The organism is Phenylobacterium sp. (assembly GCF_030698145.1).
In the GTDB taxonomy this organism is placed as follows: Bacteria; Pseudomonadota; Alphaproteobacteria; order Caulobacterales; family Caulobacteraceae; genus Phenylobacterium.
In genome coordinates this window covers 1-19,411 of sequence record NZ_JAUYNW010000039.1, presented here as the reverse complement: position 1 = coordinate 19,411, position 19,411 = coordinate 1, and the positions used below count along the sequence as shown (strand labels likewise).

General features: G+C 68.4%; 21 protein-coding genes, 2 tRNA genes and 1 pseudogene. 15 read left to right on the top strand and 9 right to left on the bottom strand.

Annotated features, from left to right (window positions below):
* Together Q8Q77_RS04890 and Q8Q77_RS04885 are read right to left on the bottom strand one after the other, a co-directional pair.
* Positions 1–822, bottom strand: a pseudogene (locus tag Q8Q77_RS04890) (glutamate synthase large subunit); the annotation flags it as partial.
* A 29-nt stretch (positions 823–851) separates the two neighbouring features.
* Positions 852–2,300 carry an NAD(P)-dependent oxidoreductase gene (locus Q8Q77_RS04885; RefSeq protein ID WP_305581737.1) on the bottom strand — a complete coding sequence of 483 codons (1,449 nt, stop codon included), beginning with the start codon at positions 2,298–2,300 and terminating at the stop codon, positions 852–854.
* Positions 2,301–2,520: 220 nt separating this feature from the next.
* Between Q8Q77_RS04885 and Q8Q77_RS04880 the strand changes: the two genes are divergently transcribed.
* Positions 2,521–3,324 (top strand): undecaprenyl-diphosphate phosphatase, encoded by an 804-nt coding sequence (locus Q8Q77_RS04880; RefSeq protein ID WP_305581735.1) that lies wholly within the window; start codon positions 2,521–2,523, stop codon positions 3,322–3,324.
* 148 nt (positions 3,325–3,472) lie between these two features.
* Here Q8Q77_RS04880 and Q8Q77_RS04875 read toward each other — a convergent pair whose 3' ends face one another.
* Positions 3,473–4,444: a complex I NDUFA9 subunit family protein gene (locus Q8Q77_RS04875; protein WP_305581733.1), complete on the bottom strand. Its 972-nt coding sequence runs from the start codon at positions 4,442–4,444 to the stop codon at positions 3,473–3,475.
* Between the two features lie 121 nt (positions 4,445–4,565).
* Between Q8Q77_RS04875 and Q8Q77_RS04870 the strand changes: the two genes are divergently transcribed.
* The 8 genes from Q8Q77_RS04870 (at position 4,566) to Q8Q77_RS04835 (ending at position 10,791) form a co-directional block, all read left to right on the top strand.
* Positions 4,566–4,976: a Rid family hydrolase gene (locus Q8Q77_RS04870; RefSeq protein ID WP_305581731.1), complete on the top strand. Its 411-nt coding sequence runs from the start codon at positions 4,566–4,568 to the stop codon at positions 4,974–4,976.
* A 31-nt stretch (positions 4,977–5,007) separates the two neighbouring features.
* Positions 5,008–5,094, top strand: a tRNA-Leu gene (locus tag Q8Q77_RS04865).
* Positions 5,095–5,146: 52 nt separating this feature from the next.
* Complete coding sequence (locus Q8Q77_RS04860; RefSeq protein WP_305581729.1) at positions 5,147–5,764, top strand: ribonuclease D; 618 nt, start codon at positions 5,147–5,149, stop codon at positions 5,762–5,764.
* Between the two features lie 16 nt (positions 5,765–5,780).
* Positions 5,781–6,398, top strand: coding sequence for an LPS export ABC transporter periplasmic protein LptC (lptC, locus tag Q8Q77_RS04855; RefSeq protein WP_305581727.1), 618 nt, complete (start codon positions 5,781–5,783; stop codon positions 6,396–6,398).
* 53 nt (positions 6,399–6,451) lie between these two features.
* The gene (locus Q8Q77_RS04850; RefSeq protein ID WP_305581725.1) at positions 6,452–7,015 is read left to right on the top strand and encodes an LptA/OstA family protein; all 564 of its coding nucleotides are present in this window, start codon (positions 6,452–6,454) and stop codon (positions 7,013–7,015) included.
* Between the two features lie 25 nt (positions 7,016–7,040).
* The gene (gene lptB, locus Q8Q77_RS04845) at positions 7,041–7,775 is read left to right on the top strand and encodes an LPS export ABC transporter ATP-binding protein (protein WP_305581743.1); all 735 of its coding nucleotides are present in this window, start codon (positions 7,041–7,043) and stop codon (positions 7,773–7,775) included.
* Positions 7,776–7,876: 101 nt separating this feature from the next.
* Positions 7,877–8,659 (top strand): transglutaminase family protein, encoded by a 783-nt coding sequence (locus tag Q8Q77_RS04840; RefSeq protein WP_305581723.1) that lies wholly within the window; start codon positions 7,877–7,879, stop codon positions 8,657–8,659.
* 83 nt (positions 8,660–8,742) lie between these two features.
* On the top strand, positions 8,743–10,791 hold the full coding sequence (locus Q8Q77_RS04835) for a S9 family peptidase (protein WP_305581721.1): 2,049 nt from the start codon (positions 8,743–8,745) through the stop codon (positions 10,789–10,791).
* A gap of 31 nt (positions 10,792–10,822) precedes the next feature.
* On the opposite strand, the gene Q8Q77_RS04830 is transcribed toward Q8Q77_RS04835, so the two are convergent.
* Positions 10,823–11,554, bottom strand: a complete 732-nt coding sequence (locus Q8Q77_RS04830) for a YafY family protein (RefSeq protein WP_305581719.1) — start codon at positions 11,552–11,554, stop codon at positions 10,823–10,825.
* A 105-nt stretch (positions 11,555–11,659) separates the two neighbouring features.
* On the opposite strand from Q8Q77_RS04830, the gene Q8Q77_RS04825 reads away from it, so the two are divergent.
* A complete protein-coding gene (locus Q8Q77_RS04825; RefSeq protein WP_305581717.1) occupies positions 11,660–12,403 on the top strand; it encodes a glutathione S-transferase family protein in 744 nt (247 codons plus the stop codon).
* A gap of 119 nt (positions 12,404–12,522) precedes the next feature.
* Complete coding sequence (rpoN, locus tag Q8Q77_RS04820) at positions 12,523–14,013, top strand: RNA polymerase factor sigma-54 (RefSeq protein ID WP_305581715.1); 1,491 nt, start codon at positions 12,523–12,525, stop codon at positions 14,011–14,013.
* 93 nt (positions 14,014–14,106) lie between these two features.
* Here rpoN and Q8Q77_RS04815 read toward each other — a convergent pair whose 3' ends face one another.
* On the bottom strand, positions 14,107–15,156 hold the full coding sequence (locus Q8Q77_RS04815; protein ID WP_305581713.1) for an aspartate-semialdehyde dehydrogenase: 1,050 nt from the start codon (positions 15,154–15,156) through the stop codon (positions 14,107–14,109).
* Between the two features lie 340 nt (positions 15,157–15,496).
* Here Q8Q77_RS04815 and Q8Q77_RS04810 point away from each other — a divergent pair, with 340 nt between their 5' ends.
* The 3 genes from Q8Q77_RS04810 (at position 15,497) to Q8Q77_RS04800 (ending at position 17,284) form a co-directional block, all read left to right on the top strand.
* Positions 15,497–16,078, top strand: a complete 582-nt coding sequence (locus Q8Q77_RS04810; protein WP_305581711.1) for an exopolysaccharide biosynthesis protein — start codon at positions 15,497–15,499, stop codon at positions 16,076–16,078.
* 32 nt (positions 16,079–16,110) lie between these two features.
* Complete coding sequence (gene hpf / locus Q8Q77_RS04805; protein ID WP_305581741.1) at positions 16,111–16,749, top strand: ribosome hibernation-promoting factor, HPF/YfiA family; 639 nt, start codon at positions 16,111–16,113, stop codon at positions 16,747–16,749.
* A 70-nt stretch (positions 16,750–16,819) separates the two neighbouring features.
* Positions 16,820–17,284, top strand: coding sequence for a PTS sugar transporter subunit IIA (locus tag Q8Q77_RS04800; protein WP_305581709.1), 465 nt, complete (start codon positions 16,820–16,822; stop codon positions 17,282–17,284).
* 64 nt (positions 17,285–17,348) lie between these two features.
* Here the strand turns inward: Q8Q77_RS04800 and Q8Q77_RS04795 are convergent, their stop codons facing one another.
* Both Q8Q77_RS04795 and Q8Q77_RS04790 read right to left on the bottom strand, forming a co-directional pair.
* Positions 17,349–17,603: a DUF1150 domain-containing protein gene (locus tag Q8Q77_RS04795; protein WP_305581739.1), complete on the bottom strand. Its 255-nt coding sequence runs from the start codon at positions 17,601–17,603 to the stop codon at positions 17,349–17,351.
* Positions 17,604–17,673: 70 nt separating this feature from the next.
* Positions 17,674–18,087, bottom strand: a complete 414-nt coding sequence (locus tag Q8Q77_RS04790) for an Hsp20 family protein (protein WP_305581707.1) — start codon at positions 18,085–18,087, stop codon at positions 17,674–17,676.
* 169 nt (positions 18,088–18,256) lie between these two features.
* On the opposite strand from Q8Q77_RS04790, the gene Q8Q77_RS04785 reads away from it, so the two are divergent.
* Positions 18,257–18,646 carry an MAPEG family protein gene (locus Q8Q77_RS04785; protein WP_305581705.1) on the top strand — a complete coding sequence of 130 codons (390 nt, stop codon included), beginning with the start codon at positions 18,257–18,259 and terminating at the stop codon, positions 18,644–18,646.
* A gap of 50 nt (positions 18,647–18,696) precedes the next feature.
* On the opposite strand, the gene Q8Q77_RS04780 is transcribed toward Q8Q77_RS04785, so the two are convergent.
* Both Q8Q77_RS04780 and Q8Q77_RS04775 read right to left on the bottom strand, forming a co-directional pair.
* A tRNA-Ala gene (locus Q8Q77_RS04780) sits at positions 18,697–18,772 on the bottom strand.
* Positions 18,773–18,891: 119 nt separating this feature from the next.
* Positions 18,892–19,359: a TIGR02300 family protein gene (locus Q8Q77_RS04775; protein ID WP_305581703.1), complete on the bottom strand. Its 468-nt coding sequence runs from the start codon at positions 19,357–19,359 to the stop codon at positions 18,892–18,894.
* Positions 19,360–19,411: the final 52 nt, after the last annotated feature.

Genomic DNA, 19,411 nt, shown 5'->3' with positions numbered 1-19,411 from the left:
GATCTCGTGGGACTTCATCCAGTTGATGTTGCCCTTGACGGTGTTGATCTCGCCGTTGTGGGCCAGCATCCGGAACGGCTGGGCCAGCCGCCACTCCGGGAAGGTGTTGGTGGAGTAGCGCTGGTGGAAGATCGCCACCGCCGCCGAGAACCGCTCGTCCTTCAGGTCGGGATAGAACTCGTCGATATGCTCGGCCAGGAACATGCCCTTGTAGATCAGCTGCCGGGCCGAGAACGAGCACAGGTAGAAGTCGCGGATCGCCGCGGCCGCCACGCGCTTCTCGATCCGCTTGCGGCAGAGGAACAGGGCGCGCTCCAGCGGTTCGCCCGACAGGCCGGCGGGCGGGGAGAGCATGATCTGCTCGATCTCGGGGCGCGTGGCGTTGGCCTTCTCGCCGATCACCGAGGTGTCCACCGGCACCTGGCGCCAGCCATAGATGTAGAAGCCGAACCGCAGGGCCTCGGCCTCGACGATGGTGCGGGCCGCCTCCTGGGCGCCGAGGTCGTTGCGCGGCAGGAAGACCTGGCCAACCGCGATGGGGCCGGGGCGCACGCGCTGCCCGATGCGGGCCGCCTGGTCGGCGAAGAAGTCCTGCGGCACGCTCAGCAGGATCCCGGCGCCGTCGCCGGTCTTGCCGTCGGCGTCGATGGCGCCCCGGTGCCAGACGGACTTCAGCGCGCGGATGGCCAGCTCCACCACCTCGCGGCGCGGCTGGCCGTCCAGGGCGCAGACCAGGCCCACCCCGCACGCGTCGCGCTCGTCGGCGGGGTTGTAGGCGTGGCCCTCGATGAGCTTCTCGCGGTTGGCCAGATAGCGCTGCATCTCGGTTTCAGGGGAATGGGTCATGTCGCTCACTCCGCCGCGACCAGCGCGGGGGCGCTGACCTGGGCCTGAAGGTAGGAATGGATGGCGTCGGCGGCGTCGCGGCCGTCGCGGATGGCCCAGACCACCAGGGACGCGCCGCGCACGATGTCGCCGGCCGCGAAGACGCCGGGCAGGCTGGTCTCGAGGGTCTTGAAGTCGGCCTTCAGCGTGCCCCAGCGGGTGACCGCCAGGTCCGGCGCGGAGAAGGCGCTGGGCAGGTCCTCGGGATCGAAGCCGAGCGCCTTGATGACCAGGTCGGCCGGCAGTTCGAAGGTCCCGCCCTCGACCTCCTCGGGCGCCTGGCGGCCGGTGGCGTCGGGCGGTCCCAGCCGCATGCGCGCGGCGCGCAGGCCGGCGGCGCGATCGGCCTCGCCCAGCACGGCGCGCGGGGCGGCCAGCCATTCGAACACCACGCCCTCTTCCTCGGCGTGGGCCACCTCGCGGGCCGAGCCCGGCATGTTGGCGCGGTCGCGGCGATAGAGGCAGGTGACGGACTTCGCCCCCTGGCGCACGGCGGTGCGCACGCAGTCCATGGCGGTGTCGCCGCCGCCGACCACGACCACGTCGCGGCCCTGGGCGTTCAGCTCGCCGCTCTCGAAGGCCGGCACGCTGTCGCCCAGGCCGATCCGGTTCGAGGCGATCAGATAGTCGAGGGCCGGCGTCACGCCGGCCGAGCCGGCGCCGGGCGTGATCAGGTTGCGGGCCGCATAGACCCCGGTGGCGACCAGGACGGAGTCGTGCGCCCGCCGCAGGTCCTCCAGGGTGGCGTCGGCGCCGACCTCGAAGTTGAGCTGAAACTTGACCCCGCCCTCGGCCAGGCGGCGGGTGCGGCGCTCCACCACTTCCTTCTCCAGCTTGAAGCCCGGGATGCCGTAGATCAGCAGGCCGCCGGCCCGGTCGTGGCGGTCATAGACCGTGACCTCGTAGCCGGCTTCGCGCAGGCGTTCGGCGGCGGCCAGGCCCGCGGGGCCCGCGCCGATCACGCCCACCGACTGGCCGCGCGCGGGGCCGGCCCGCAGGGGCGCGACCCAGCCTTCCTCCCAGGCCTTGTCGGTCAGGTAGCGTTCCACCGCCCCGATCGTGACGGTGCCGTGGCCCGACTGCTCGATGGTGCAGGACCCCTCGCACAGCCGGTCCTGCGGGCAGATGCGGCCGCAGATCTCGGGCATGGAGTTGGTCGCCTGGGACAGGTGATAGGCCTCTTCCAGCCGTCCTTCCGCCGTCATCCGCAGCCAGTCGGGGATGTTGTTGTGGAGCGGACAATGGGTCTGACAGAACGGGATGCCGCATTGCGAGCAGCGCGAGGCCTGCTCGGCCGCCTTGGCGTCGATGAAGTCGGCATAGATCTCGTGGAAGTCGCCCGTGCGCGCGGTCGCCGCGCGCTTGGCCGGCGTGATCCGCTCGACGGTCGTGAATTTCAGCATCCGTTCGGCCATGGCGGCGCCTCCCGCCCGACCTGGGCGCGGCACGTATCTACAGAAGAACTCGCCCCGCGAAAACCACATGATCCATAAATTAGACCATATCACCTATGGAGGCGCATGACTTGGTGTCGATGGCGATCCTGGGCATCTGGATTAGTCCACTAATTGGATAAACGTCATGTTTACCGTGTTCGAGGCCTTGTCCTTCCTTGTTCCCGCATGGAGTTCCGCCGTGGCCGATTGGATCTACGCCGTCATCCTCGGCCTCGTCGAAGGCCTGACGGAGTTCATTCCGGTCTCGTCAACGGGGCACCTGCTGCTGACCAAGACCCTGCTGGGCCTGCCGGACGGCTTCTGGGACACCTTCAGCGTCATGATCCAGCTGGGCGCGATCCTGGCCGTCGTGGTGCTCTACTTCCAAAGGCTGTGGGATGTGTTCCTGCGCCTGCCCAGCGACCCCAAGGCCCGCTGGTTCGCCGCCAGCGTGGTGATCGCCGTGATCCCGTCGGCCGTGGTCGGCTTCGCCCTGCACGATTTCATCAAGACCGTGCTGTTCGAGAGCGCCGGTCTGATCTGCGTCTCGCTGGTCCTGGGCGGGATCGCCCTGATCGCGGTGGACCGCTGGGCCCCGGCCCCCAAGGAGACCGATTCCATGGCGCTCTCCTGGAAGCGCACCCTGGGCATCGGCCTCTGTCAGTGCCTGTCGATCGTACCCGGCGTCTCGCGTTCGGGGGCCACCATCGTTGGCGGGGTGCTTCTCGGCATCGACCGGCGCGCGGCGGCCGAGTTCTCGTTCTTCATGGCCATCCCGACCATGGTCGGCGCCTTCGCCCTGGATTTCTGGGAGAACAAGGACGTGCTGACCGGCGACAATCTGGGGATCATCGCCGTCGGCTTCGTGGTCAGCTTCATCTCCGGCCTGATCGTCGTGCGGACCATGCTGGACTTCATCAACCGCTTCGGCCTGACGCCCTACGGCTGGTGGCGGATCGCGGTGGGCGTGGTGGGGCTCGTGGCGATCCAAATCGCCGCCTGAACCCAGATGCTCCCCTCCTGGGGGAGCTCCCGGCCGAATGGCCGGGTGAGGGGGACTTTGACTCTTGTTTGTGGGCTTCGGCCCCTCCGTGTCGTCGCCGAAGCAGGCGACGCGCCACCTCCCACAAAAGGGGAGGATCCAGACGGTGCTAGACCGCGCCCGATTCCGTCTGGTCGGCGAACTGGCCGCCCTTGCGGAAGCGGTAGAGAAAGGTGGGCGTGATCGCCTCGGCGGTGGTCGCCGTGACGCCCAGCTCGGCCAGGCCCGGCAGCGCCCCCGAAACCACGTTGTCGGACTTCAGCAACTCGACCTGGTCGGCGGTCAGCGGCGGAGCCCACGGAGTGAAGACGGCCAGCGGCGCGCAGAGCTGGCCGATGATGCGCGCGATCGGGAAGGGCAGCGGAATCAGGACGCGGCGGCGTTCGATCACCCGCAGGATCAGCCCCAGGATCTCGCGGAACGAATAGACCACCGGGCCGCCCAGTTCGTAGGTCGCCCCGGCGTGGCCGGGCTCGGAGACCGCGCGGGCCACGGCCTTGGCCACGTCGCCCAGGAACACCGGCTGGAACTTGGTCGCGCCGCCGCCGATCAGCGGCAGGGCCGGGCTGATCACCGCCATCTCGGCGAACTTGTTGAAGAAGTCGTCGCCCGGGCCGAACACCACCGAGGGGCGGACCACGACGGCGTCGGGAAAGGCGGCGCGCACGGCGGCCTCGCCGGCGGCCTTGGAGCGGGCGTATTTCGAGGTCGAGGCGGCGTCGGCGCCCAGGGCCGAGATCTGCACCAGCCGGGTGACGCCCATGGCCTTGGCGGCCACGGCGACGTTGCGCGCGCCGTCCACGTGGACGGCGTCGAACTTCTGGCGACCGGTCTCGTAGAGTACGCCCACCAGGTTCACGCAGGCGCCGGCGCCGGCCAGGGCGCGACGGACCGAATCCTCGACCCGGACATTGGCCTGCACCACCTCGATCTGACCGACATCGCCCAGCAGCCGCATGGTGTGGGCCAGGTGCGGCTGGCGCACGGCGACCCGGACCCGCAGGCCCTGGCGGGCCAGGGCCCGCACCACCTGGCTTCCGACGAAGCCCGACCCGCCGAAGACGGTGACCAGATCCTGCATGGCGCCTGCTTGAAACAGAAGAGGTAAGAAGCCGCCCGGATAGACGATGCGCCGCGCCGCCGCAATGCGAGCGATCCCCGCGGGCGCTTCAGGGGTTATGATGCGGCGTCAGGAGGATGCCATGTCTGTCATGAAGATCGGTTCCGGCGAGCCCTTCGAGGAGGTCTACGGCTATTCGCGGGCCGTGCGGGTCGAGAACCACGTGTTCGTCGCCGGCACCACCGCGCGGGCCGCCGACCTGGAGGGAAACGCCTATGTCCAGGCCCGCTCGGCCCTGGCCATCGTCGCCTCGGCGCTCTCCGAGATAGGGGCCCAGATGGGCGACGTGGTGCGCACGGTGACCTATGTGGTCGACCTTGCCGACCTCGACCATGTGGCCCGCGCCCACGCCAAGGTGTTCGGCGCCGCCCTGCCGGCGGCCACCCTGGTCCAGGTCTCGGGGCTCGTGCCCTCCACCGCCCGCGTCGAGATCGAGGTGACCGCCGTCATCTCGTCGCAAACGGGCGTTGACCCGGCCAAGTCGGCGCCCTAAGGAACGCCCCTCGCGCGATCCGGCGGATCGGGCCCAGGTGGCGGAATTGGTAGACGCGCTGGCTTCAGGTGCCAGTGGCCGTAAGGTCGTGAAGGTTCGAGTCCTTTCCTGGGCACCATCCTCCTCTCTATACTGAGAGGACTTAAGTCAGATCCGGAGCGTGAGAACCCGTGGCCAACTTCCTGCACGAAGGCGATCTGCCGGCGGGCGTCCTCCTGGACGCCGAAGCCGTGGCCATCGATTCGGAGACCATGGGCCTGCGGCTGGGCCGCGACCCCCTTTGCGTGGTGCAGCTTTCCGACGGCAAGGGCGACGCCCATGTGGTGCGCCTGTCGCGCCCCGACTATGACGCGCCCAATCTGAAGCGCCTGCTGACCGATCCGAAGATCGTGAAGATCTTTCACTTCGGCCGCTTCGATATCGCCATGTTCCACCTGCACCTTGGGGTCATGACCGCCCCCGTCTACTGCACCAAGATCGCTTCGAAGCTGGCCCGGACCTATACCGACCGCCACGGCCTGAAGGACGTCTCGCGGGAGCTGCTGGGCGTCGACATGTCCAAGGCCCAGCAGAGCTCGGACTGGGGGGCGGCCAAGCTCTCCGACGACCAGATCGCCTATGCGGCCTCCGACGTCCTGCACCTGCACGCCCTGCGCGCGCGGCTGGACGCCATGCTGGTCCGCGAGGGCCGCGACCACCTGGCCCGCGCCTGTTTCGAGTTCCTGCCCCACCGCGCCGTGCTGGACGTGGCGGGATGGGAAGAGGTCGATATCTTCGCCCACGCCTGATCTTGAGGCCCTGCCGGTGAACGCCGCCACGATCTCCGCCGAACCAGGACAGCGCCGGGACTTCGCCCGGTGGCGTCGCCGCTCGCGGCTGATCCGGCGGCTTCGCATCCTGCTGCCGGCCGCCATCGCCCTGATCCTGCTCTCCATGGCCGGCTTCGTGGTCCACGCCACGGTGATGGGTGGTCGCGCGCCGCCGTCCGAGGGCGATGAGCCGATCCAACTGGTCAATCCGCGCTTCGTCGGCCGCGACGATAAGGGCCGCGCCTTCGTGCTGACGGCCACCGTGGCGGTGCGCGACGAGAACGACTACCAGCGCGTGGTCCTGGACAAGCCGACCCTGATCCTCGACGAGGAAGGCGCCAATCCGACCCGCATCACCGCCAAGTCCGGGGTCTATCGCGAGGACCGCCGGGTGCTGAACCTGGACGGCGGCGTCAAGATGAACGGGTCCAACGCCAATTTCGACACCGCCAGCTCGATCTTCAACACCGCCACCGGCGAACTGGAGGGCCAGGGCCAGATCTCGGGCGTCGGATCGCTTGGCGAAATCACCGCGAAGTCCTATGGCGTGTACGACAAGGGCGAGCGCCTGGTCTTCAAGGGCGGCGTGCGCGGCCGGATGAATTCGAAGTAGACTTCCTGAGACTGGGTTTGGGGCGTTGGGCTTCCCACATGGGCTTCATGAGCATGAGCAAGCTTGAGACGATACGCTGGGCCGCCGGCGCCTGCGCCCTGGTCCTGCTGGCCGCGGGGCCGGCGAGCGCCCAGCTCTCGCAGAACGCCGACGCCCCGGTGGACATCACCGCCGACGCGCTGGAGGTGGTCAACACCCAGTGCCTGTCGATCTGGAGCGGGTCGGCCGAGGCCCTGCAGGACCGCACGCGCCTGCGCGCCGACGTGCTGAAGACCTACAACAAGAAGGCCCCCGCCAAGGGCGGCGCCAAGGGCGCCAGCTGCGGCGCCCTTGATCGCATGGAAGCCATCGGCAACGTCTACTACGTGACCCCCCAGCAGCGGGTGCGCGGCGACGCGGCCGACTACGACGTGGCGGGCGAGACCATCGTCATCACCGGCGACGTGGTGGCCGTGAACGGCCAGAACGTGCTGCGCGGCGAACGCCTCACCGTCAATGTCGCCACCGGCGACGCCCAGATGGAGGCCAACTCCAAGGGACGGGCGGGCAAGGCGCGGCCGCGGGCGGTGATCTATCCCAGCCAGCAACCGGCGGGGCAGTCCGCCCAGCGGCGTTAGGGTGCGACCCGAGCGCTTCGCCACCCTGCCGGAACTCGCCGGCGAGGGCCTTGTCGTCGACAATATCGGCAAGTCCTTCCGTGGGCGCCCGGTGGTCAAGGGCGTCTCCCTGCGGCTGGCGCGCGGCGAGGTGGTCGGCCTGCTCGGCCCCAACGGCGCGGGCAAGACCACCTGCTTCTACATGATCACCGGCCTGATCCCGGCCGACTACGGCTCGATCTATCTGGACGGCGAGAACATCACCGCCCAGCCCATGTACCAGCGCGCCCGAATGGGGCTGGGCTACCTGCCGCAGGAAACCTCGATCTTCCGCGCCATGAGCGTCGAGGAGAACGTCATGGCGGTGGTGGAGCTGCGCCAGACCAATCCCGCCCGCGCCAAGGCCATGGTGACCGAGCTGCTGGACGAACTGCGCATCGAGCACCTGCGCAAGTCGCCGGCCATCTCGCTGTCGGGCGGCGAGCGGCGGCGGGTGGAGATCGCCCGGGCCCTGGCCAGCGAGCCGTCCTTCATGCTGCTGGACGAGCCCTTCGCCGGCATCGACCCCCTGGCCATCGCCGACATCCGAGAGGTGATCGCCTATCTCAAGGGCCGGGGTATCGGCATACTGATCACCGACCACAATGTCCGCGAGACCCTCGACATCATCGACCGGGCCTCGATCATCCATGCGGGCGAGGTGCTGTTTGAGGGCTCCCCCGCCCAGATCGTGGACAATCCCGAGGTTCGCCGCGTGTATCTGGGTGAACGCTTCGGCTAATTGACACGCTCGTGCGTTAGGCTGGCGACGACGCTTTTCGACCCCATCCGCAACACGCCCGCGCCTGGCCCCCGCCCCAGGCCGCGGCCGCAGGAGTCCCCGTGCGCCTCTCCATCCTGACGCGGCTGAGCTACGAGGTCCGCGCGCCGGCCACCTTTATCTTCGCGGTCCAGTGCGGCGGCGGCTTCGGCGAGACTGTGCTCTCCGAGGAGATCGAGCTGCCGCCGGGGGTGGTGGCCGATTTCATCATCGATGCGACGGGCCCAAACCGGCTGGTGCGCTTCTCGGCCCGGCCGGGCGCCTTCGAACTGGTCTACCGCGCCCAGGTCGAGACAGATCATGTCGCCGATCATCGGCGGTTCCAGGGCGGGGCGGTGATCGAGGACCTGCCGCCCGAGGTGCTGCCCTACCTGCTTCCCAGCCGATATTGCCAGTCCGACCTGCTTACCAACTTCGCCCGCAGCGAGTTCGGCGGCTATCCGCAGGGGATCGGTCAGGTCCAGGCCATCGCCGACTGGATCCACCGCCACGTGAGCTATTGCCGGAATTCCTCGCCCGAGGGGACCTCGGCCCTGGACACCCTGGTCAGCCGCGCAGGGGTCTGCCGCGACTTCGCCCACCTGGGCGCGGCGATCGTCCGGGCCCTGGACATGCCCGCCCGCGTCGTCTCCTGCTATGCCTGGAAGCTGGCGCCGGCTGACTTCCACGCGGTGTTCCAGGTGTTCCTGGGCGGCCAGTGGGTGACCTTCGACGCCACCCGCCTGGCCCCCATCGATGGCCTGGTGCAGATCGCCTCCGGCCGCGACGCCGCCGACGTCGCCTTCGCCAGCTATTTCGGCCAGGTCACCCCGCGTGACATGGCCATCTCGGTCACCGCCGGCTGATCGCCCGCTGGCCGTCTGGACAACACCGACCTGAGGTCTGTCTATTGGCGCCGCCGCAATGGAGCGGCCGGGACCACCTGTTCATGCGTTCGATCAGCCTGCTCTTCGCGGCCTGCGCCGTGCTTTCCACCACCCCCGCCATGGCCCAGACCGCCGAGGGCCCCACGCGGCTGTTCACGCCGCGCGACCTGTTCGGCCTGGAATACGCCTCCGATCCGCAGTTCCGCCCCGACGGCGGGGCCATCGCCTATGTGCGGGTGGCCAACGACATCATGACCGATCGCGGCAAGCGCTCGATCTGGCTGGTCGATCCCAAGACCGGCGCCCAGACGCCGCTGGTGTCGGACGAGCGGGCCAACAGCCGCCCGCGCTGGTCGCCGGACGGCCAGCGCCTGGCCTATGTGGTCTCAGGCCCCGACGGGGGCCCGCAGATCCACGTCCGCTGGATGACCATCGGCCGCTCGGCCCAGGTCGCCACCCTGGAACAGGCCCCGGGCGACCTCGCCTGGTCGCCCGACGGCAAGAGCCTGGCGCTCACCATGCTGACCCCGGACGAGCCGGCCAAGCTGGCGGCGCCCATGACCAGGCCGGAGGGCGCCAAGTGGGCCGCCCCCCTGCGGGTCGAGAGCCGTGTCACCTGGCGGGCCGACGGCGACGGGGAGCTGAAGCCCGGCTTCTCCCACGTCTTCGTGGTCTCCGCCGACGGCGGGACGCCGCGCCAGCTCACCTTCGGCAGGTTCGACCATAACGGGCCCCTGACCTGGAGCCGCGACGGCCGCCACGTGCTGTTCGCCGCCAACCGCGGCAAGGGCTGGGAGCGCGACCCGAATGAGAGCGAGATCTGGCAGGTGGCCGTGGCCGACGGGACGCTGACCGCGCTCACCGCCCGGGTGGGCCCGGACGCCGCGCCGGAGGTCTCGCCCGACGGACGGACCATCGCCTATCTCGGCTATGACGACGCCGCGCGCCGCAGCTACGAGAACGTCCAGCTCTATGTCATGGACCGCGACGGCAAGAACCCCCGCTCGATGACCGCAGGCCTCGACCGCACCATCGACGCAGCCCAGTGGTCGCGCGACGGCCGCAGCCTGGTGATCAGCTATGACGACCATGCGGTGAAGAAGCTGGCCAGGATCGGCCTGGACGGCAAGATCACGCCGCTGGCCCAGGGCCTGACCGGAAACGCCCTGGACCGGCCCTATACCGGCGGCGCCTTCTCGGTGGCCGACACCGGCGCGGTGGCCTTCACCCAGGGCGCGGTCGACCGCCCTTCCGACCTGGCGGTGGCGAACGGCGGGAGCGTGCGGCGCCTGACGGCGCTGAACACCGACCTGTTCACCGGCAAGACCCTGGGCAAGGTCGAGAAGCTGGCGGTGACCTCGGCCCATGACGGCAAGGCCATCGACGCCTGGATCGTCACCCCGCCCAATTTCGATCCGACCAAGAAATACCCACTGATCCTCGAGATCCACGGCGGGCCGTTCTCGGCCTATGGCCCGTCCTTCTCCACTGACAACCAGCTCTATGCGGCGGCGGGCTATGTGGTGGTCTATTCCAACCCGCGCGGCTCCACCGGCTACGGCCAGGCCTTCGCCAACGAGATCGACAAGAAATATCCCGACCACGACTATGACGACCTGATGAGCGTGGTGGACGCCGGCGTCGCCCGGGGCTTCGTCGATCCCGGCCGGCTCTATGTGACCGGCGGCTCGGGCGGCGGGGCGCTGACCGCCTGGATCGTCGGCAAGACCGACCGCTTCCGCGCCGCGGCCACCCAGAAGCCGGTGATCAACTGGGTGAGCCAGGTCCTGACCGTCGACGGCGCGGCCTTCATGGCCAGCTACTGGTTCGGCAAGATGCCGTGGGAGGATCCCCAGGGCTACTGGGCCCGTTCGCCCCTGTCGCTGGTCGGCAATGTGAAGACCCCGACCCTGGTGGTGGTGGGCGAGAAGGACCTGCGCACCCCGGTGGGCGAGTCCGAGCAGTACTATCAGGCGCTCCAGCTTCGCGGCGTTCCCACCGCCCTGGTCAAGGTGCCCGACGCCTCGCATGGCGGCATCGCCATCCGCCCCTCCCAGTCCGGCGCCAAGGCCCAGGCCATCCTCGCCTGGTTCGAGCGGTACAAGAACTAGCCGCTGGCGCGAACTTCATCCTCCCCCGTAGCTACGCGATAGGGGAGGAAGAGGCCGCCGACGTCGAACGCGGCGGCGGCGCTCGGTTGGGGATGCTGGCGCGCCACTTGGCGCGCAGCACGGCCGGACGCTCAGGATAGCGGTCTTCCAGGAAGGCCGCCTCCTCCACCCGGTCGGTGCGGAAGCTGCGGAAGTCCTGGCGCAGCTCGCACCAGCCGATCAGCAGGCGGACGGTCTGCATATAGCCCACGGTGATCGGCCAGATCAGCCGTTCGGTCGCGCGTTCCTGCTCGTCGCGATAGTTGAGCTTGATCTTGCGTCCGCCACGGATCGCCACCCGCACCTGGCCCATGTCCAGGCGGTCGGGCTCGGTCATCCAGGCGGGCGGGACCCGGCTGGTGGGCTCCAGCGCATAGGGGCGCAGGCGTTCGGGTACCGCCGCGGCGATCTTGGCGATCAGGTCCTGCGCGGCCCGCGCCAGGGCCGGGTCGCCGCGGCCGATCACCCACTGGGCGCCCAGCACCGCGGCCTCGATTTCGTCGGGGGTGAGCATCAGCGGCGGCAGATCGAAGCCTTGGTCCAGCACATAGCCCATGCCGGCCTCGCCGCGGATCGGCACCCGCTGGCCCATCAGGGTGGCGATGTCGCGATAGACCGTGCGCTTGGAGGTCTCCAGCTCCTCGGCGACCTTGTCGGCGGTGATCGGCCCACGCGAGCGGCGCAGGATCTGGATGATCTGGAACAGCCGGTCGGCGCGTCTCATGGAAATCCGCTTCGTCATGTCCGCAGCATGCCGCCACACTGCTGACAGCATGGTGGCAGCAGACGGTCGGTAAGCCTAGGGGGTCAAATCAAAGGAGGGACCCCAATGATCACGCTCCACGGCTTCGGCGCCGGTTTCGGACTTCCGGAAATCAGCCCCTATGTCACCAAGACCGAGGTTCACCTGCAGATGGCGGGGGTCGCCTACAGCCGCGTCGCGGCCCAGCGGGAGAGCTCGCCCAAGGGCCAGCTCCCTTGGATCGAGGACGACGGCGAGATGATCGCCGATAGCCATTTCATTCGCCTGCACCTCGAGCGGAAGTACGGGGTCGATTTCGACGAGGGGCTCTGCCCGGTCGAGCGCGCCCAGGCCTGGGCGATCGAGCGGATGATCGAGAACCACTTCGCCTGGACCATGGCCCACGTGCGCTGGCTGACGCCTGAGAACTTCGCCAAGGGCCCGGCGATGTTCTTCAAGGAACTGCCGCCGGAGATGCAGGAGGACCTGCGCAAGCAGATCCAGCACGAGATCGCCGGCAATATCCGCGCCGTCGGCGTCGGTCGCCATTCCGAGGCCGAGATCCTGGGCCTGGGCGTGCGCTCGCTCTCGGCCCTGTCGGCCTTGCTGGGCGACAAGGTGTTCCTGATGGGCGAGCGGCCCACCGGCGTCGACGCCATCGCCTTCGGTGTGCTGGCGGGACTGATGACGCCCTTTTTCGACGCCCCGATCCGCGAGGGGGCGATGAAGTTCGACAACCTCGTCGCCTATGTCGATCGGATGATGGCCGGGGTCTACCCCGACCACGAATGGACCCCGCTGTTCCGCGCGCCCGAAAGGGTCGCTGCGTGACGGTGGCGCGCGGGCGCCGCTCCCCCGGCGCCCGCGCGGCAATTCTTAATTCGCGGAGTTAACCAATCGGTGGGGATGGGCGCCCTAGCCTGGAGCAAGATTCAGGCCAGGAGGCGGATTTGGCGCTCGGCGCGCGATTGGAACTTCGGCAAGGGCAGGGGCTGGTCATCACCCCCCAGCTGCAGCAGGCGATCAAGCTGCTGCAATTGTCGAATCTCGAGCTCGAGGCCTATGTCGAGGGCGAGCTGGAGCGCAATCCGCTGCTGGCCCGCGACGAGACCGACCACGAGCCCGACCGCGAAGAGGCGCCCCGCGAAGACGGCGACTTCTCCACCGACCAGATCCCCGACAGCGGCGCCGAGCCGCACATGGATATCACCCACGACCAGGCCTCGCCGGGCGAGGTCGCCACGGGCGACTCCGAGGCCCAGCAGGCCGGCGGCGCCATCGACTGGTCCAAGGCCGGGTCCGGCGGCGGCGGCTTCGAGGACGGCGACGACTTCGAAGGCCGGCTGACCAAGGACAAGACCCTCAGCGAACACCTCCACGACCAGCTCGCCGTGGCGGGCCTGTCGCCGGCCGAGCTCGTGGTGGCCACCGTACTGATCGATTCGGTCGACGAGGGCGGCTATCTGCGCTGCGACCTGCAAGACACCGCCGAGCGGCTGGGCTGCGGCCTGCCGATGGTGGAATCGGTGCTGACCGCCCTCCACGGCTTCGAGCCCACCGGCGTCTTCGCCCGCGACGTGCGCGAGTGCCTGATGCTGCAGCTCAAGGAGCTGGATCGCTGCGATCCGGCCATGATGGCCCTGCTGGACAATCTCGAACTGCTGGCCAAGCGCGACATGCCGGCCCTGCGCAAGATCTGCGGGGTCGACGACGAGGACCTGCGCGAGATGGTCGCCGAGCTGCGGGCGCTGACGCCCCGTCCCGGCGCGGCCTTCGGCGGCGAACCTTCGCAGCCGGTGGCCCCCGACGTCCACGTCCGCGAGGGCCAGGGCGGCCTGTGGCACGTGGAGCTCAACACCGACACCCTGCCAAAGCTGCTGGTCGACCAGCGCTACCACGCCCGGGTTTCCGGCGTGGCGCGGACCGACCAGGAGAAGGTCTTCGTGGCCGACTGCATGGCCAGCGCCAACTGGCTGGTGAAGAGCCTGGACCAACGCGCCAAGACCATCCTCAAGGTGGCCTCCGAGATCGTCCGCCAGCAGGACGGCTTCCTGGCCTATGGCGTCGAGCACCTGCGGCCGCTGAACCTCAAGACCGTGGCCGACGCCATCGGCATGCACGAATCCACCGTCAGCCGGGTGACCTCCAACAAGTACATGGCCACCCCACGCGGCATGTTCGAGTTGAAGTTCTTCTTCACCTCCTCGATCGCCTCGTCCTCGGGCGGCGAAGCCCACTCGGCCGAGAGCGTGCGCCACAAGATCAAGCAGCTCATCGACGCCGAACGCACCGACGGCGACGTTCATTCCGACGACACGATCGTCGATATCCTGAAAGAGACGGGCGTCGACATCGCCCGCCGCACGGTCGCCAAGTACCGCGAGGCCATGCGCATCCCCTCCTCGGTGGAGCGCCGGCGGATGCTCAAGGAAACGGCCTAGGAAGCGCTGCTCCCATTCCCATGGGTCGTACCACGGCGCGGTTCAGCCGGCGTTCTGAGATCCCCCTCCTCCATGAATGGGGGAGAAAAAGTCTTACCCCGCCAGCACTTCGGCGATCTGCACCGCATTGAGCGCCGCGCCCTTCAGGAGTTGGTCGCCGGCGATGAAGATCGACAGCGTGTGGCCGGTGGGGTCCGAGAGGTCGGCCCGGATGCGGCCCACCGAGACCTCGTCGCGGCCCGAGACCTCGTTGGGCATCGGGTAGTGGTTGGCGGCGTGGTCGTTGACCAGCTTCACTCCCGGCGCGTCCGAGAGCCAGGCCTCGGCCTGGGCGGGGGTGACCGGGTTCTCGAACTCCATCACCAGCGACATGGAATGGGCCCGCAGCACCGGCACCCGCACGCAGGTGAAGGAGAGCCGCATCTCCGGCGCGCTCATGATCTTGCGGATCTCGGCCATGGCCTTCAGCTCCTCCCCGTTATAGCCGCTGGCCGCGTCGACCTCCGCGTTGTGGCTGAACAGGTTGAAGGCGTAGGGGTGCGGCAGCGCCTGGGGCGCATAGGCCTCGCCCGCCAGATAGGCGGCGGTGGACTGCTCCAGCTCGGCCATGGCCGCGGCGCCGGCGCCGGAGGCGGCCTGGTAGGTCGCGCCGATCACCCGGACGATCCTGTTCCGCGCGTGTAGGGGCTGCAGGGCCATGACCGCGATCGCGGCCACGCAGTTGGGATTGGCGACGATGGACGGCCGGGCGGCCAGCAGCTCGCCGTTCACCTCCGGCACCACCAGGGCGATGTCCTCCTGCATGCGGAAGGCCGAGGAGTTGTCGACCACCAGGCACCCGGCCGCCGCGGCGATCGGCGCGTACTGGCGGCTGATCGCGCTGGAGGAGGCGAAGATGGCGATGTCCACGCCGGTGAAGCTGGCTTCGTCGAGCGCCTCGACGGCGATCTGACGGCCGTCGAAGACCAGGGTCTTGCCGGCCGAGCGCGGTGAGGCCAGCAGACGCAGGGTGCGCACGGGGAAGCTGCGGCGCTCCAGGCAGCCGATCACCTCGCCGCCGACCGCGCCGGTGGCGCCGACGACCGCGACATTGAACAGCTTCTGGCCGGCGGGGCGGGCAGGGGCTTCGAGTGTGGACAGCATCAGGTCTCGTCTCCAGTTGAGCCGGAGGAGGGGGAGCCTGTCTTCGAAGGAAATCGGCGACCCCGTCCTGGCGGCGGGGTCCTTTGGGGTGCTACGCGGCGGGCGCGCGCAAAACCCCAGGCCCCGCGGGCATGGTGGTTTTAATCGCGCTTTTGATCATCGAACGACGCATGGCCGCGAAATAGTTCAAAGCTGGGCTGCTTGTAAACAGGCCAAAGCAGCGCAAATCCATTTCATGGCTGGCGCGTTGTCGCAGCGCCACGCTCTTTGAGCGGACGATTGAAGGGTCTTGAGGAGTCATATGCCGCCGGTTGCGACAGACCAACGAAAACCGATCTCCATGATCCTGCGGGAGGTGGGTCAGCAGGAGACCGTGGCGGTGGGCGAAGTCGTCGACCTGTTCGGCCGCCGGGCCTTCGGGGCCCTGATGTTCGTCTTCGCGATCCCCAACCTGCTGCCCCTGCCGCCGGGCTCCTCCACGCTGCTGGGGGCGCCGCTGTTGCTGCTGTCGCCCCAGGTGGCCCTGGGTGTCTCCACCCTCTGGCTTCCCCGAGCCATCGATGCGCGCACCATGGCGGGCTCCAGCCTCGAGCGGATCTTCGGACGCTTGCTCCCGTGGGTGGAGAGGATCGAGAAGGTGTCCCGGCCGCGGATGACCTTCCTGTTCGGTCCGGTCGGCGACCGGGTGATCGGGGTGATCTGCTCGCTGCTGTCGTTCGTGCTGATCCTGCCGATCCCGCTGGGCAACCTGCTGCCGGCCCTGACCATCGGCGTGCTGGGGTTTTCGCTGTTCCAGAGGGACGGCGTGTTCGCGATCGTCGGCTACGTGCTGGCCGCCGTCAGTGGCGCGGTTTTGTTCGTCGCCGCCGACTTGGTGATCGATGGCGTTCGACATCTCGTGAACTGGTTCGGGGCCGCTTGACACCAACCGCGCGCAGGCGCGTTGTTCTCCTCATGCAAGTCCTTGTTTCCGGCAAGCATGTCGCCGTTGGGGAGGCCCTGCGCGAGCGGGTCACCGACGAAATCACCGGTTCTATCGGCAAATACTTCGATCGCGGCGGTGACGCCGATGTCGTGGTCAGCCGAGAGGGCCATTCCTTCAGAGTCGACTGCGCGGTGAAGCTGGCCTCAGGCCAGGCTTTGCAAAGTCATGGCCTGGGCGGCGACGCCCACGGGGCCTTCGACGCCGCGATGGTCAAGATGGAGACGCGCATCCGACGCTATAAGCGTCGGCTGAAGAGCCACTCGACCGCGGCCTCCGCCCGACAGGCTGAGACCGCCTCCTATTTCGTGATCCGAGCGCCCGAGGGCGAAGAGGACATGGATTGGGACGAGGGCGAAACGCCGCAGTCCAGCCACACCCCGCCGTCGGGAATGGTAATCGCCGAAACGGAAAGGCCCGTTCGCGAGATGACCGTTTCCAGGGCGGTGATGGAGCTGGACTTGACGGAGTCTCAAACAATCGTGTTTAGGAACGCCGCTCACGGGGGTTTGTCCGTGGTGTACCGCCGGCCCGACGGGAATATCGGCTGGATCGACCCAGAACGCACCAAATCCGTGAATGGGAACGTGGTGAACGGCGCCGGCGTCTAGGCCGCCGGTTCCGCAACGTTTCCGATCTCGGCGGTGCGGTCGGGGCCTCTTTGTTTGGGCGTCACACACTATGCAGATTGGCGATATCCTGGACCGCGTCGCGATTGCGGCGCGCGCCTCAGCGCCGAACAAGCGCCAGGTTCTGGCCGTGGTCGCCGAGGTCGCGGCCCGCAACTTCGGCATCGACGCCGGGGTGATCCTGGACGCGCTCGCCGAGCGTGAGCTGGCGGGCTCGACCGGCGTCGGCTACGGCGTCGCTGCGCCCCATGCGCGCCTGGACGGCCTGACACGCATGCGTGGGGTCTTCATCCGGCTGGACCAGCCGGTGGATTTCGACGCGGTCGACGACCAGCCGGTGGATCTGATCTTCGCCCTGTTCGCGCCGCCCAGCGCCTCGACCGAGCACCTGCGGGCGCTGGCCCGGGTTTCGCGCCTGCTGCGCCAGGGCGACCTGCGCGACCACCTGCGCAAGGCGCGTACGCCTGACGCCATCCATGCCTTGCTGGTGCAGGAGCGGCCCTCGGCCGCCGCCTAGACGCTCAAGTCCCCGCCTCTCGGCGGGGACGAGCTGTTCCCCACGAACCTAGTGGCCAGAATTCCTAGTGCACCGAGACCGGCGCCAGCTCGTGGGCGAGCGCGGCGGCGACGGCGGATTCCTTGTCGGTGAGCACCGCCAGGCGCTCCCCATCGGCCCGGTGGACCGCATAGAGGGTCTGGTCGGGATCGAGATCGAAGCCCTGGATCTGGGCCGCGGGGGTCGAGGCGATGATCTCGGCGGCCTTGATCGGCCGAACATAGACAAGATCGGGACCGCCAAGAGCGGCGAAAGCTTCGGTCGTAAGATTCGGCGTCATCATGACCACCTCCGTAAAACTCAACGCATCCGACGGTCGCAAGTTCAGCCGACCGTCTAGCTGGGCTGGATTATCCGCCGGCGCGGATGGGAATCCGCTGAACCAGCCGTTCAGGTTCCGGTCGGGTTAGGTCGATATGCAGCAGGCCGTGCTCCAGCAGCGCGCCCTCCACCTTCATGCCGTCGGCCAGGACGAAATTGCGGACGAAGCCTCGCGCGGCGATGCCGCGATGCAGATAGGCCTCCTCGCCCGCGCCTTCGCGCTTGCCGGCGACGATGAGCTGGCGATCCTCCACCGTCACGTGCAGCTGGTCGGGGGTGAACCCTGCCACGGCCAGCGTGATGCGCAGGGCCCCGTCGCCGCGATCCTCCACATTGTAGGGCGGATAGCTCTCGGCCGCGGCCTTGGCCGCGCGCTCGATCAGGCTACGGGTATGGTCGAAGCCCAGCAGGAAGGGGCTGTCGAAGACGATCGGCCGATTCATTCCAGAGTCCTCGCTCCAAGCGACTCCCCGAAACCTCGCCCGCAATCGGCGCGAAGCCCCGGATGGACTCCATTTGGTGACCGATCGGTCGGGTTTCAACCTCAGCCGGCCGTGGCGTTTGGTCCGACTCGACGCTTGATCTAGCCTAACGGCTCTTCGGGAGGCCGCTATGTCCGTCGAATTCTGGTGCCTGTTCCTGGCCCTGGTGCTGGCCCTGGTCCACCTGAGCGCCGCGTCGTTCAGCTTCAAGGCGCAGGTCGGCAACCGATATTCGGTCGGACCTCGCGACGAGGGTCTCCTCCCGTCGGGATTGGCCGGCCGGCTTGACCGCGCGCAACGCAACTTCCTGGAGACCTTCCCGGTCTTCGTCGGCGCTGTGCTGATGGTCCATGCGCTGGACAAGGAGGCCTGGCTCAGCGCCGCCGGCGCGGTGACCTATGTCGCCGGCCGCGCCCTGTTCCTTCCGCTGTACGCCGCCGGCCTGCCCTGGATCCGCACCTTCAGCTGGAACCTGGCGACCCTGGGACTGGTGATGGTCATGGTCCAGGTGTTCGTCTGAAGCCCACGCCGGAAAAGGCGAAGGCCCGCAGCTTTCACTGCGGGCCTCCATGGTGGAGCTAAGCGGAGTCGAACCGCTGACCTCTTGAATGCCATTCAAGCGCTCTACCAGCTGAGCTATAGCCCCGAGGTCTCGGGTCTCTGGCGGGGTCCCCGCCGAAGAGGCGCGGAACCTAGTCTGAGAGTTTGACGCGATCAACCCGCCCGGAGGCTTTTTTTCGGGGCGGGTTGTCGCGCCTCGATTTCCTAGCGGTCGTCGTCGCCCTCGCCGGGCAGACCTTCGATTTCGGTGTCGTCGAAATCGTCCTCGTCCTCGTCTTCCAGGAACGGCACGTCGGCGTCGTCCTCGTCCTCGAGGTCGTCGTCCTCGGTGAATTCCGAGAGCTGGTCTTCCGGCGCGGCGTCGGGCGCCTCGTCGTCGTCGTCGGAGATGAGCGGAACGTCGGCCACCGCCTCGTCGAGTTCGGGGGTGACGACTTCGTCCTCCTCTTCCTCCTCCTCGGCCTCGGCCTTGGCGCGGACTTGATCTTCGGCCTCTTCGGCGTCGTGATCGACCGGCGCCGCGCGGGCGCGGACCCGGCGGTTGCGGACGGCTTCGTCAGGGTCGAATTCGTGGTCGCACTTCGGGCAGTGAGCCGGGCGACGGGTCAGGTCGTAGAATTTCGCTTGGCAGTTGGGGCAAAGCTGTTTTGCACCCAGTTCGGGATTGGCCAAGGGCGGGCCTCTGGACAGGGGTTCAAATGAAGCCGGCTCCCTTGCCACGCGC

Bases quoted from the DNA above. Each gene is read 5' to 3' on its own strand.
- Q8Q77_RS04785 (WP_305581705.1), top strand. From the start codon at position 18,257: ATGTCCGTCGAATTCTGGTGCCTGTTCCTGGCCCTGGTGCTGGCCCTG.
- Q8Q77_RS04830 (WP_305581719.1), bottom strand. From the start codon at position 11,554: ATGAGACGCGCCGACCGGCTGTTCCAGATCATCCAGATCCTGCGCCGC.
- Q8Q77_RS04795 (WP_305581739.1), bottom strand. From the start codon at position 17,603: ATGACGCCGAATCTTACGACCGAAGCTTTCGCCGCTCTTGGCGGTCCC.
- hpf (WP_305581741.1), top strand. From the start codon at position 16,111: ATGCAAGTCCTTGTTTCCGGCAAGCATGTCGCCGTTGGGGAGGCCCTG.
- Q8Q77_RS04835 (WP_305581721.1), top strand. From the start codon at position 8,743: ATGCGTTCGATCAGCCTGCTCTTCGCGGCCTGCGCCGTGCTTTCCACC.
- Q8Q77_RS04850 (WP_305581725.1), top strand. From the start codon at position 6,452: ATGAGCAAGCTTGAGACGATACGCTGGGCCGCCGGCGCCTGCGCCCTG.
- Q8Q77_RS04875 (WP_305581733.1), bottom strand. From the start codon at position 4,444: ATGCAGGATCTGGTCACCGTCTTCGGCGGGTCGGGCTTCGTCGGAAGC.
- Q8Q77_RS04800 (WP_305581709.1), top strand. From the start codon at position 16,820: ATGCAGATTGGCGATATCCTGGACCGCGTCGCGATTGCGGCGCGCGCC.
- Q8Q77_RS04885 (WP_305581737.1), bottom strand. From the start codon at position 2,300: ATGGCCGAACGGATGCTGAAATTCACGACCGTCGAGCGGATCACGCCG.
- Q8Q77_RS04810 (WP_305581711.1), top strand. From the start codon at position 15,497: ATGATCCTGCGGGAGGTGGGTCAGCAGGAGACCGTGGCGGTGGGCGAA.
- Q8Q77_RS04870 (WP_305581731.1), top strand. From the start codon at position 4,566: ATGTCTGTCATGAAGATCGGTTCCGGCGAGCCCTTCGAGGAGGTCTAC.
- Q8Q77_RS04815 (WP_305581713.1), bottom strand. From the start codon at position 15,156: ATGCTGTCCACACTCGAAGCCCCTGCCCGCCCCGCCGGCCAGAAGCTG.
- Q8Q77_RS04825 (WP_305581717.1), top strand. From the start codon at position 11,660: ATGATCACGCTCCACGGCTTCGGCGCCGGTTTCGGACTTCCGGAAATC.
- Q8Q77_RS04790 (WP_305581707.1), bottom strand. From the start codon at position 18,087: ATGAATCGGCCGATCGTCTTCGACAGCCCCTTCCTGCTGGGCTTCGAC.